Here is an 11,942-nt window from a genome sequence, read left to right on the forward strand (position 1 = left end):
CAATCAGTTATGAGCACCATGTCGAACAGTTTGGCCGATAACCGCGCAGAGCACCTTGCTACGGCAGGCCTCTCGCAGGGCGACGTGTCCGACTTCTTCGCGCTCCTCAAGCCGCGCGTGATGTTTCTCGTCGTGTTCACGGCGCTCGTCGGCATGGTCGTGAGCCATTCGGACGTTCATCCCGTGGTGGCTTTCGTATCGCTCCTGATGATCGCCATCGGCGGCGGCGCGTCGGGTTGCCTGAACATGTGGTGGGATGCGGACATCGACGCCGTCATGACCCGGACCCGCAAGCGCCCGATCCCGGCCGGCAAGATCCAGCCGGGCGAGGCTCTCGCCTTCGGCGTGACGCTCTCCGCCGGTTCCGTGATCATCTTAGGGCTCGCCAGCAACTGGCTGGCCGCCGGCCTTCTGGCCTTCACGATCTTCTTCTACGTGGTCGTCTATTCCATGTGGCTGAAGCGCTCGACGCCGCAGAACATCGTCATCGGCGGTGCGGCGGGCGCCCTCCCCCCGATCGTCGCGCAGGCCGCCGTCACGGGCCATGTGGCGTGGGACAGCGTCGTGCTGTTCGCCATCATCTTCATGTGGACGCCGCCGCATTTCTGGGCGCTGGCCCTCGTGAAGTCGGGCGACTACGAGCGCGCGGGCATTCCCATGATGCCGAACGTGGCCGGTCCCGATTCCACGCGTTTCCAGATCCTGGCCTATACGGTTCTCCTGGCCCCGCTCGGCCTCGCCCCCGTGGTTCTCGGCTTCGGCGGACTGGCCTATGCCATCATCGCGCTGATCGGCGGCCTCGGCATGCTGGCGCTTGCCGTGCAGGTCTATCGCCTGCGCCAGGGCGAGCCCGCCATGCGCGTTGCCCAGCATCTCTTCGGCTTCTCGATTCTCTATCTCTTCCTGCTCTTCGCGACCCTTCTCGCGGAGCACGGCTTCGGCTTCTTCCGGCCGGTTTTCGGGTGATCGAATGGCAGACCGCATCGACTACGTTCGTCTGACACCCGAGGAGCAGAGGCGCCGCCGCAGGCGTTCGGTGGCTTTGGCCCTGACGCTCGCGGCGTTCTGCATCATTCTCTTCGCTATCACCCTCGCAAAGCTGGGACCTGGCGTCCTGCAACGGCCCCTGTGAGACCAAGATGGCTGAAACATCTCACCACCAGCGCAAGATGAACCGTACGGCCTTCGCCTGCGTCGGCGTCGTCGTGGGAATGGTCGGCCTGGCTTACGCCTCCGTGCCGCTCTACGACCTCTTCTGCAAGGTCACCGGCTTCGGCGGCACCCCGATCATCCGCGATACCAACGGCTCCGAGGTGATGGACCGGACGATCGGCGTGCGCTTCGACTCCAACGTCGCGCCCGGCCTGAACTGGCGCTTCGCCCCGGAGAAGCCCGAGATCAAGGTGAAGCTCGGCGAGACCACCACGGTCTATTACAAGGTCACCAACACGGGCGACAAGCCGAGCACGGGCATCGCCACCTACAACGTGCAGCCCGATCTGGCGGGCACCTATTTCTCCAAGCTCGAATGCTTCTGCTTCACCGAGCAGACCCTGCAGCCGGGAGAAACCCTGGAATCAGCCGTTGTCTTCTACGTCGATCCCCGCCTCGCGCAGGATCCCGACGTGAAGGACCTGACCTCCCTCACCCTCTCCTACACCTACTTTCCCTCCAAGGGGGGCAAGCCGGTGGCGGAGGTGACATCATCCACCAAACCCATTGCTCAATAAGGGACGTGACAAGCTGGGCGGAAACGTCTTAAAGCGAGTTCACATTCGAGGCACGGAGACGACACGAAATGGCCGAGGCCCACGCCAAGAACCACGACTACCACATTCTTGAACCGAGCCCGTGGCCGCTCATCGGCTCGGTCAGCGCCTTCCTGATGGCATCCGGGTTCGTGACCTGGTGGAAGGACATCGCCATCGCGGGCATGCATCTGGGCCCCTTCGTCTTCGGCGCGGGCATCATCGGCGTTCTCTACACCATGCTCAGCTGGTGGACCGATGTCGTTAAGGAAGCCAACACCGGCTACCACACCCGCGTCGTCCAGCTTCACCATCGCTACGGCATGATGATGTTCATCGCCTCCGAGGTGATGTTCTTCGCCGCCTGGTTCTGGGCTTATTTCGACGCCGCCCTCTATGCCGGCGACCCGCAGCTTTATTCCCGCGTGGAAGTTCTGGGCGGCGTCTGGCCCCCGAAAGGCATCGAGACCTTCGATCCCTGGCACCTGCCGCTGCTCAACACCCTGATCCTGCTCACCTCCGGCACGACGGTGACCTGGGCGCACCACGCGCTCCTCGAGAACGACCGTCAGGGCCTCAAGGCGGGCCTGTGGCTCACGGTGATCCTCGGCCTGATCTTCTCCTGCGTTCAGGCCTACGAGTACAGCCACGCCACCTTCGGGTTCAAAGGCAACATCTACGGCGCCACCTTCTTCATGGCGACGGGCTTCCACGGCGCGCACGTGATCATCGGCACGATCTTCCTGGCCGTCTGCCTCCTGCGCGCCTATCGCGGCGACTTCACGCCCAAGCAGCATCTCGGCTTCGAGTTCGCCGCCTGGTACTGGCACTTCGTCGACGTGGTGTGGCTGTTCCTCTTCGCCGCCATCTACGTCTGGGGCTACGGCGGACACGCCGCCGCCGGGCACTAAGCCGCTAGCGACATCGAACTCAGCAAGGGCGGCTCCAAGCCGCCCTTCGCTTTTGGGCTCCCGGCACCATACGGCCTGGAGTTCGTTGACCGGCAACCCATCTGGAGAACAGCCGTGGCCTATGACCCTTCCGCCCCCTCCCCCATCACCACGGGCCTCAAGGGCCTGTGCCCCCGCTGCGGCAAGGGACATCTCTTCCAGGGCTATCTGAAGGTTCGGCCGACATGCGAGGTCTGCGGCCTCGATCTCGCCTTCGCCGATACGGGCGATGGGCCTGCCTTCTTCGTCATGTCCATCGTAGGCATCGTGGTGGTGGCCCTCGCCCTCTGGGTCGAGTTCGCCTATTCCCCGCCGATCTGGCTCCACCTCGTCATGTGGACGGCTCTGAGCATCGTCATGAGCCTCGTGCTCGTACGGCCGCTCAAGGGCGTCCTGGTGAACCTGCAATACCATCACAAGGCCGAGGAAGGGCGCTTCCGGTAGTGACGGCCACGTCCCGCAAACTCCGCTCGCTGATCGTTCCGGGGCTCGCGACGCTCGTGGCGCTTGCGATCCTGCTCGGGCTCGGCACCTGGCAGCTCCAGCGCAAGGCCTGGAAGGAAGGGCTCATTGCGCAGATCGAGGCCCGGGCCTACGGCGAGCCCGGGACGATCATGCCGGAGGCGGATTGGTCTGCCTGGCGGGCCGATCAGGACGAGTTCCGCAAGGTGCGGGTTACGGGCACCTTCCTTCACGGGTTCGAAGCCCCCGTCTACGGCCTTCTCCCCGGCGAGCGGCAGGGAGCGCCGATCCAGGGCTACTACCTGATCACGCCCCTGAAGCTCGCGAGCGGCGCCATCGTGATGATCAACCGGGGCTTCGTCCCCATAGACCTGCGCGATCCCGCCCGCCGGCCCGAGAGCCAGCCCCAGGGCGAGATGACGATCACCGGCCTCGTGCGGGCGCCGGAGGCCCGCAACCCCTTCACGCCGAACGACGATCCCGCCAGGAATCAATGGTTCGCCCGCGACCCGCAGGCCATTGCCGCGGCACACAAGCTCGAGCGCGTCGCGCCCTTCCTGATCGACGCCGATGCCACACCAAACCCGGGCGGCTGGCCCAGAGGCGGCCAGACGCCCCTCACCCTGCCGAACAACCACCTGCAATACGCGGTGACGTGGTTCGGCATCGCGCTGACCCTGATCGGCGTCTTCATCGCCTTCGCATGGCGGCGGATGAAGGAGTGATGCGGCCATAGATCCGGCTTGCCGTCACCGGTCTCGCCACCTAATGTCCGGCCGAATTTCCAGGAGATCCACCGTGCTCCATGTCTCGACCCGGGGGGAAGCCCCTGCGCTCGGTTTTGCCGATGCCCTGCTGACCGGCCTCGCCCGGGACGGCGGCCTCTACCTGCCGGAAAGCTGGCCGGCCCTGTCGCAGGACGCGATCCGAGGCTTCGCCGGAAAACCTTATGCCGAGGTGGCGAAGGCGGTGCTCGGCCCGCTGGTGGACGGCGACATCCCGGACGCCGCGCTCGGCCGCATGATCGACGAGTCCTATGCCTCCTTCCGCCATGCCGCCGTCTGCCCGCTCACGCAGATCGGCGACAATCTCTTCGTGCTGGAACTCTTCCACGGCCCCACGCTCGCCTTCAAGGACGTGGCGATGCAGCTCCTCGGCCGTCTCATGGATCACGTGCTGAAAGCCCGGGGTGCCCGCGCGACCATCGTGGGCGCGACCTCGGGCGATACGGGCAGCGCCGCGGTCGAGGCGTTCAAGGGGCTCGATCAGGTCGATATCTTCATCCTCTACCCGCATGGCCGCGTGTCGGACGTGCAGCGGCGGCAGATGACGACAGTAGCCTCGCCCAACGTCCATGCGCTGGCCGTCGAGGGCACCTTCGACGATTGCCAGACCATGGTGAAGGGCATGTTCAACCATGCCCGCTTCCGCGACGAGCTTCAGCTCTCCGGCGTGAACTCCATCAACTGGGCCCGGGTCGCCGCCCAGGCGGTCTATTACTTCACAGCCGCCGTAGCCCTGGGCGCGCCTTACCGCCCCATCTCGTTCTCCGTGCCCACGGGCAATTTCGGCGACATCCTCGCCGGCTGGGTTGCCAAGCGCATGGGCCTTCCCATCGAGCGGCTGATGATCGGCACCAACGCCAACGACATCCTGGCCCGCACGCTCGGCTCCGGCTCCTATGAGATCAAGGGCGTGCAGCCCACGACCTCCCCGTCCATGGACATCCAGATCTCGTCCAATTTCGAGCGCCTGCTTTTCGAGGCTTATGGCCGCGACGGCGAGGCGATCCGCCGCCTGATGGCAAATCTCGGTCAGTCCCGCGCCTTCACGATCGACGCGGAGCCGCTCGCCCGCATCCGCCAGGAGTTCTCGGCCGAGGCCGTGAACGAGGACCGCGTGATCGCCGAGATGGCCGAGACCTACCGCACGACCGGCTACGTGCTCGACCCGCACAGCGCCGTCGGCACCCGGGCCGGACGCGCCCTGCTCAAGGACAGTCCCGAAACGCCCGTGGTCGCCCTGTCCACGGCCCATCCGGCCAAATTCCCCGATGCGGTGGAGCGCGCCACGGGCGTTCGCCCCGCACTTCCGCCGCACATGGCTGATCTGATGGAGCGCCAGGAGAGCTTCACGGTTCTCCCCAACGACCAGGCTGCGGTCGAGCGCTTCATCCGCGAGCGCGCGCGGGCGGTCAAAGGCGCGGCCGCATGAACCAGCACTTCGTCCACGAGAAGCGGATCGAGATCACGACCTTGTCCAACGGCCTGATGGTCGCCACCGAGCGGATGCCGGCGATCGCCACGGCGACGCTCGGCGTCTGGGTCGGCACCGGCTCGCGGCATGAGCGGGCTCACGAGCACGGCCTGTCGCACCTCATCGAGCACATGGCCTTCAAGGGCACGGCGCGCCGCTCGGCCCGCCAGATCGCCGAAGACATCGAGAATGTGGGAGGCGACATCAACGCCGCCACCAGCGTCGAATATACGAGCTATACAGCCCGCGTTCTCGGGGAGAACGTGGATGTCGCGCTCGACGTCCTGGGCGACATCCTCATCCATTCCGCTTTCGACGCGAACGAGCTCGCCCGCGAAAAGGGCGTCATCCTGCAGGAATATGCGGCCGTCGAGGACACGCCCGACGACCTGATCTACGACGCCTTCATGGAAACGGCGTTCTCGCGCCAGGCCGTCGGACGGCCGATCCTCGGCACGCCGGATACGATCAAGAGCTTCGACGAGGCGACGATCCGCGCCTTCCTGGCGCGGGAATACACGCCGGGCAAGATGGTGCTCGCCGCCGCCGGCGACGTGGAACATGCCCGGATCGTCGACATGGCGGAACGGCTTTTCGGCGGGATGCCGACCGTGGCACCCCAGGCACCGGAACCGGGATGCTACACGGGCGGAGAGAGGCGGATTTCGCGCAAGCTTGAGCAGGCCAATCTGGTGCTCGGTTTGCCGGGTCTCTCGTTCAAGGACCCGGGCTATTACGCCGTCCACCTCTTCGCCCACATGCTCGGCGGTGGATTGACGTCACGCCTCTGGCACGAGGTTCGAGAGACCCGGGGCCTCGCGTATTCCATCGATTCCTTCCACTGGCCCTTCTCCGATTGCGGCCTCTTCGGCATCGGGGCCGGAACCGCCGGTTCGGATGTGCGCGAGCTGATGGATGTCACGCTCGCCTGCATGGCCCAGGCGACCCGCGACATCAGCGAGATCGAATTGGTGCGTGCCAAAGCCCAGATGAAGGTCGCTCTCCTCACGGCCCTGGAGACGCCCGGCGGCCGGATCGAGCGCGTCGCGCGCCAGCTCCTGTCCTGGGGCCGGGTCGTGGCAAGCGAAGAGATCGTCAGGAAGGTCGACGCCCTCGAGGTGGAGCACGTTCGCGAGGCCGGACGACAGCTTCTGCAGGGAGCCCCGACGCTCGCGGCCATCGGGCCGATCAAGGGATTGCCGTCCCTGGACGACATTGCCTCGGGGCTGCGAGGCTGAATTTTTCTTCCTCGCCTTCCCCAAGGTCACGTCCGATTCTCCTCAATCCCGCCGCAAAGTGACCTCATCGCCATTGGTAACAATAACCAACGAGTCCTGCGGACAAGTGGGGAGCGTCTGCGACCCCACCTTGCTCTCAAGCCTCCTGACCGGTACCAATCCTGTTCCATTGTTTTAGTACCGGACGAAAGACCGAAGCATTGCGGATCGTATCTTTCGCCATGACCCTTCTTTTGGCGACTTTCCTGGGGCTGGCTTTGCCGTCCACCGGCTGGGCGGTGGAATCCGTCCGCGTCGACCCCAAGATGAAGGCTATCGACCTCACCCCGGCCATCGAGCGCTACAACTCTGACGGCGACGAAATCAGGATCTCGACCGCGCCGGGACGCGACGGGATCGTCCGCCGCATCGCCGTGAAGGCGCGCGAGGCCGGCACCCGGCCCGACTGGATCGTCTTCGCCCTCACCAACGACACGGACGAGCAGGTGGACCGCCTGCTCGTTGCTCCCCACTTCCGTCTCACCGGTTCCGGCGTTCTCTGGCCGGATCTCGGAGCGACCCGCATCGCGGCCATCACGGCCAGCCAGGGCATCAGGCCCGACCGGGACGACAGCGAGGATGCGGACATTTTCCTCATCACCCTCGATCCGGGCACGACCGTCACCTTCGTGGCGGAGCTGCGCTCCAACAACCTGCCCCAGCTCCATCTGTGGGATGCGAATGCCTACAAGGACCGCGTCAATGGGCTGACCCTCTACAAGGGCATCATCATCGGCATCGCGGGCCTTCTGGCCCTGTTCCTCACCATCGTCTTCGTGGTGAAGGGAGCGCTGATCTTCCCGGCGGCCGCGGCGCTGGCCTGGGCGGTGCTGGCTTATGCCTGCATCGATTTCGGTTTCTTCCAGCGCGTCTTCCCGATCAGCGAGGCGACGGAGCAGATCTATCGCGCCGGCGCCGAGGCGGTGCTCTCGGCAACGCTCCTCGTCTTCCTCTTCGCCTATCTCAACCTCAACCGCTGGCACGTGCGCTACAGCCACGTGACCGCCTTCTGGCTGCTCTTCCTCGGAGCCATGGTGGCGCTCGCCATCGTCGATCCGCCGGTGGCCTCCGGCGTGGCGCGCATGTCCATCGCGGCCGTGGCCGGCATCGGCTTCGTGCTCGTGATCCATCTGGCGACCCACGGCTACGACCGCGCGGTGATGCTCGTTCCCACCTGGCTCCTTCTGGTGGCCTGGGTGACGGCTGCGAGCTTCACGGTCGTGGGGCAACTCTCGTCCGATCTCGTCCCTCCTGCCCTCGTCGGCGGCCTCGTTCTGGTGGTCATGCTCATCGGCTTCACGGTCATGCAGCACGCCTTTGCAGGCGGCGCCTTCACCCGCGGCTTCGTGAACGACACGGAGCGCCGCGCTCTGGCCCTGACCGGCGCCGGCGATATCGTGTTCGACTGGGACGTGGCGTCCGACAACATCTTCGTCAGCCCCGAGGTCGAGCATCAGCTCGGGCTCAAGCGCGGCTCGCTCGAAGGCCCGGCCTCCGCCTGGCTCGACCTGATCCACCCCTTCGACAAGGACCGCTATCGCCTTGCCCTCGATGCGGTGATCGAGCAGCGCCGCGGCCGCCTGACCCAGGATTTCCGCCTGCGCTCGTCTTCCGGCGCCCATCATTGGTTCCGCCTCAAGGCTCGGCCGGTCATCGGCTCGGACGGCGAAGTGCTGCGCATCGTCGGCACGCTCGCCGACGTCATGGACAGCAAGACCGCCGAGGAGCGCCTGCTGTACGATGCTGTGCACGACAATCTGACGAGCCTGCCGAATCGGCAGCTCTTTTACGACCGCCTGGAAGCGGCCCTTACCTTCGCCAGCCAGGACGATTCCTTACGTCCCACCGTGCTCGTGATCGACATCGACAAGCTGAAGGACGCGAATGCCACGGCAGGCTACGCGGCCGGCGACTCGGTACTGCTCACCTTGTCCCGTCGCCTGAGCCGCCTGCTCAAGCCGCAGGATACCCTGGCACGCATCTCGGGCGACGAATTCGCCATCATCCTGCTCTCCGAGCGCGAACCGGACCGCATCATCTCCTTCGCCGACATGGTCCGGCGGGTCGTGACGACGCCGTTCACCTATGCCGACCGCGAGATCTTCCTGACCGCCTCCATCGGCATCGCCCTGCACGATCCGCAGATCGCCGCGCGGCGCGAGGAGGTGCTGCGCAACGCCGAGATCGCCATGGCCCATGCCCGCCGCCACGGGGGCGACCGGATCGAGGTCTTCCGGCCCACCATGCGCTCGGACCGCAGCGACCATTTCACCATGGAAACCGACCTGCGCCACGCCCTCGATCGCAACGAGATGAAGGTGCTGTTCAAGCCCATCGTGCGCCTGGAAGACCGGACCATCGCCGGCTTCGAGTCCATGCTGCGCTGGGACCACCCGCGCCTGGGCCGCATCGGGCCCGAAGACTTCATGTCGATTGCCGAGGAAACCGGCCTCATCATCAAGCTCAGCGTCTTCCTGCTGGAACAGACGGGTTACGAACTCGCCGCCTGGCAGAACGCGCTCGAGGTCGAGCCTCCGATCTTCGCCAGCGTCAACATGTCGAGCCATCACCTGTTGCGCCACGACCTGCTGCAGGACGTGAAGTCGGTCATCGCCCGTACGGGCGTCATCCCGGGCACGCTCAAGATCGAAATGACCGAGAGCCTCGTGATGGAGAACCCGGAATACTCGGCCCAAATGCTCACGCGCCTGCGCGATCTCGGGGCGGGTCTCTCGCTCGACGATTTCGGAACGGGCTATTCCGCCCTCTCCTACCTTCAGCGGTTCCCGTTCGACACGATCAAGGTGGACGAATCCTTCGTGCGCCTGATGGCCTCCGGCAAGCCGGTCATCCTGCGCTCCATCGTCAAGATGGCGCACGAACTCGGCATGGAGATCGTGGCGGAGGGTGCGGAGAGCGAGTCCGAGGCCATCGAGCTCTATCAGCTCGGCTGCGAATACGCACAGGGTCCCGTCTTCGGAGAGCCGATGTCGACCCTGCAGGCGCGCCAGCTCGTGGGGGCCGCTCCGGCCGCCGCCTGATCAGGCGTGGCCGGTTTCCATCGATAGCATGGCCGGTTCGATTCCGATCCGGCGCAGGGCCATCTCGTAGCGAAGGTCGGCCGCGGTGCTGAAAATCAGTTCCGCGTCGGCCGGGCAGTTGAGCCAGCCGTTGGCCTGAAGCTCCAGCTCGAGCTGCCCGGCGCCCCAGCCGGCATAGCCCAGCGCCAGCACGGCATTCTCCGGCCCGTCGCCGCGGGCGATGGCGCGCAGGATGTCGATGGTCGCGGTCAGGCAGATGTGATCGTCGATCGGCAGCGTCGACTGAGAGAGGTGGAAATCCGGCGAATGGAGGACGAAGCCCCGGCTCGTCTCCACGGGCCCGCCCATCAGCACCTGCATGCTGCCGACTTTCTGCGGCAGGCGGATCCGTTCAGGCTCGGGAAGGATTTCGAGCTGCACCAGCAGATCCGGCATGTTCAGATTGGCGGCGGGCCGGTTGAGCACGATTCCCATGGCTCCTTCGGCGGAATGGGCGCAGATATAGATCACGGACCGCGCGAAGCGCTCATCCATCATCCCGGGCATGGCCACGAGGATCTGACCGTCCAGGTAGGGGGATTCGATATCGTACAAAGGAAGCTGCGAGCCCATATCCTAAATCTGCCTTGCCGGACTCGGCCGGATCACAGGATCGTGGATGGCAAGCCCGAAGATAAATGCATAAGGGAAGCGCGTCAGGGAGGTGTCAGTTCCATGGCATTCATGCTCCGGGTCGCATCGATTGCAATTTTTTCGATTTTGTCCGTTTCCGCAGTCGTTGCGCAACCCGTTAAATCATCCGACTCGGCCCAGGGCTTTCACTCCCGCGCCCGTCTGGTCTCGGGAGGACGGCAGGGCGATGCCTGGCTGGCCGGGATCGAGATCACCCTCGATCCGGGATTCAAGACCTATTGGCGCAACCCGGGCGATTCCGGACTGCCGCCACGGTTCGACTGGTCGGGATCCGAGAATGTGGCCGATGTCGAGATCCGCTATCCCGCCCCGTACCGGCATGAGGATGCGGCGGGCGTTTCCTATGTCTATGGCAAGCGGGTCGTGCTGCCGGTTATCGTGAAGGCCAAGGACAGGGCCAAGCCGGTCAAGCTTGCGATGGCCGCGGAATACGGCGTCTGCAAGGACATCTGCATCCCGGCCCGGGCGGACATGAGCGTGGACCTGACAGCTGACGGCCCTGACCGCAGCGCTATCGAGGCTGCCTTGACGAAGGTGCCGCGCCCGCAGGGATTGGGGGCGCAGTCGGAGCTGTCCGTGCTCGCCGTGGAGCCCGTAACCTACGACAAGCCGACGCTCTCCGTCACGGTCCGTGCCCCGGACGGCGCCAAACCCTCCCTCTTCGCCGAGGGGCCGGAGAACTGGTTTTTCTCGACCTCGCCCCCCGACGACACAAATCGCTTCACCGTCACGGTCGAGGAGAAGCCCAAGGACGCCTCGGGCCCTGTTCCTTTGCGCCTGACCCTCGTGGCAGGGGGCAGGGCCATCGAGACGGAAGTCAGCCTCGACGGCAACGGACAGCCGCGCTAGGGATGAGCCCCTATCGGTTCATTTCGGAGATCAGCCCATGCCCATCCAGGTTGGAGAACGCCTTCCCCAGGTCACCTTCCGCATCATGACGCCGGACGGGCCCGTGGCCAAAACGACGGACGATCTGTTCAAGGGCCGCAAGGTGGTCCTCGTCGCCGTGCCCGGAGCCTTCACCCCGACCTGCCACCGCAACCACCTGCCCGGCTACGTGCAGAAGAAGGATGAGATCAAGGCCAAGGGCGTCGACGCGATCCTGGTGACCTCGGTCAACGACGTCTTCGTCCTGGAAGCCTGGGGCAAGGCTTCCGACGCCGAAGGCATCGAGTTCCTGTCCGACGGCAATGCCGATTTCGCCAAGGCCATCGGGCTCTCCATGGACGGTACGGGCTTCGGCCTCGGCACGCGCTCTCAGCGCTATTCCATGGTCGTCGAGGACGGCGTCGTGAAGGCGATCAACGTGGAGGACGCCCCCTCCAAGGCGCAGCATTCCGGCGCCGACAACATCATGAAGGATCTTTGATCTCCTCAGAATTTGGCCAGAAGGTCGCCCTCGACGTCATCACCGGCCTTGTGCCGGTGATCCCGGTTGTCTGAAGCATAGAGCCCTTCAGTATCGAGATGGCCGGCACAAGGCCGGCCATGACGGAGAACCCGAAGAGACTCGGA

At 65.2% G+C, this 11,942-nt stretch carries 12 protein-coding genes; 11 read left to right on the plus strand and 1 reads right to left on the minus strand.

The annotated features are described in order from the left end of the window. Positions 1-9: 9 nt before the first annotated feature. The 9 genes from DDF70_RS10980 (at position 10) to DDF70_RS11015 (ending at position 9,734) form a co-directional block, all read left to right on the plus strand. Positions 10-966, plus strand: a complete 957-nt coding sequence (locus tag DDF70_RS10980; RefSeq protein WP_114944911.1) for a heme o synthase — start codon at positions 10-12, stop codon at positions 964-966. Positions 967-970: 4 nt separating this feature from the next. Further along, entirely contained in the window at positions 971-1,132 is a 162-nt protein-coding gene (locus tag DDF70_RS37355) for a hypothetical protein (RefSeq protein WP_170316054.1), read from the plus strand. 7 nt (positions 1,133-1,139) lie between these two features. Continuing rightward, positions 1,140-1,730 carry a cytochrome c oxidase assembly protein gene (locus tag DDF70_RS10985; RefSeq protein ID WP_114944912.1) on the plus strand — a complete coding sequence of 197 codons (591 nt, stop codon included), beginning with the start codon at positions 1,140-1,142 and terminating at the stop codon, positions 1,728-1,730. Positions 1,731-1,798: 68 nt separating this feature from the next. After that, positions 1,799-2,659: a cytochrome c oxidase subunit 3 gene (locus tag DDF70_RS10990; RefSeq protein WP_114944913.1), complete on the plus strand. Its 861-nt coding sequence runs from the start codon at positions 1,799-1,801 to the stop codon at positions 2,657-2,659. 114 nt (positions 2,660-2,773) lie between these two features. Beyond that, entirely contained in the window at positions 2,774-3,142 is a 369-nt protein-coding gene (locus DDF70_RS10995) for a DUF983 domain-containing protein (RefSeq protein ID WP_114944914.1), read from the plus strand. After that, entirely contained in the window at positions 3,142-3,885 is a 744-nt protein-coding gene (locus tag DDF70_RS11000) for an SURF1 family protein (RefSeq protein ID WP_114944915.1), read from the plus strand. Before DDF70_RS10995 ends, DDF70_RS11000 begins: the two co-directional genes overlap by 1 nt. 73 nt (positions 3,886-3,958) lie before the next feature. Next, positions 3,959-5,374: a threonine synthase gene (gene thrC / locus DDF70_RS11005; protein ID WP_114944916.1), complete on the plus strand. Its 1,416-nt coding sequence runs from the start codon at positions 3,959-3,961 to the stop codon at positions 5,372-5,374. Continuing rightward, positions 5,371-6,654, plus strand: a complete 1,284-nt coding sequence (locus DDF70_RS11010) for a M16 family metallopeptidase (protein ID WP_114944917.1) — start codon at positions 5,371-5,373, stop codon at positions 6,652-6,654. Before thrC ends, DDF70_RS11010 begins: the two co-directional genes overlap by 4 nt. Before the next feature lie 221 nt (positions 6,655-6,875). Then, positions 6,876-9,734 (plus strand): EAL domain-containing protein, encoded by a 2,859-nt coding sequence (locus DDF70_RS11015; protein WP_114944918.1) that lies wholly within the window; start codon positions 6,876-6,878, stop codon positions 9,732-9,734. Here the strand turns inward: DDF70_RS11015 and DDF70_RS11020 are convergent, their stop codons facing one another. Further along, the gene (locus DDF70_RS11020) at positions 9,735-10,346 is read right to left on the minus strand and encodes a YqgE/AlgH family protein (protein WP_114944919.1); all 612 of its coding nucleotides are present in this window, start codon (positions 10,344-10,346) and stop codon (positions 9,735-9,737) included. Positions 10,347-10,448: 102 nt separating this feature from the next. Between DDF70_RS11020 and DDF70_RS11025 the strand changes: the two genes are divergently transcribed. Together DDF70_RS11025 and DDF70_RS11030 are read left to right on the plus strand one after the other, a co-directional pair. After that, on the plus strand, positions 10,449-11,276 hold the full coding sequence (locus DDF70_RS11025) for a protein-disulfide reductase DsbD domain-containing protein (RefSeq protein WP_114944920.1): 828 nt from the start codon (positions 10,449-10,451) through the stop codon (positions 11,274-11,276). A 37-nt stretch (positions 11,277-11,313) separates the two neighbouring features. Continuing rightward, positions 11,314-11,796 (plus strand): peroxiredoxin, encoded by a 483-nt coding sequence (locus tag DDF70_RS11030; protein WP_114944921.1) that lies wholly within the window; start codon positions 11,314-11,316, stop codon positions 11,794-11,796. Positions 11,797-11,942 lie beyond the last annotated feature (146 nt).

The organism is Microvirga calopogonii (genome assembly GCF_003347665.1).
Classification (GTDB): Bacteria; Pseudomonadota; Alphaproteobacteria; order Rhizobiales; family Beijerinckiaceae; genus Microvirga; species Microvirga calopogonii.

Bases quoted from the DNA above. Each gene is read 5' to 3' on its own strand.
- DDF70_RS11015 (WP_114944918.1), top strand. From the start codon at position 6,876: ATGACCCTTCTTTTGGCGACTTTCCTGGGGCTGGCTTTGCCGTCCACC.
- DDF70_RS11010 (WP_114944917.1), top strand. From the start codon at position 5,371: ATGAACCAGCACTTCGTCCACGAGAAGCGGATCGAGATCACGACCTTG.
- DDF70_RS10980 (WP_114944911.1), top strand. From the start codon at position 10: ATGAGCACCATGTCGAACAGTTTGGCCGATAACCGCGCAGAGCACCTT.
- DDF70_RS37355 (WP_170316054.1), top strand. From the start codon at position 971: ATGGCAGACCGCATCGACTACGTTCGTCTGACACCCGAGGAGCAGAGG.
- DDF70_RS11025 (WP_114944920.1), top strand. From the start codon at position 10,449: ATGGCATTCATGCTCCGGGTCGCATCGATTGCAATTTTTTCGATTTTG.
- DDF70_RS11020 (WP_114944919.1), bottom strand. From the start codon at position 10,346: ATGGGCTCGCAGCTTCCTTTGTACGATATCGAATCCCCCTACCTGGAC.
- DDF70_RS11030 (WP_114944921.1), top strand. From the start codon at position 11,314: ATGCCCATCCAGGTTGGAGAACGCCTTCCCCAGGTCACCTTCCGCATC.
- DDF70_RS10985 (WP_114944912.1), top strand. From the start codon at position 1,140: ATGGCTGAAACATCTCACCACCAGCGCAAGATGAACCGTACGGCCTTC.
- DDF70_RS10990 (WP_114944913.1), top strand. From the start codon at position 1,799: ATGGCCGAGGCCCACGCCAAGAACCACGACTACCACATTCTTGAACCG.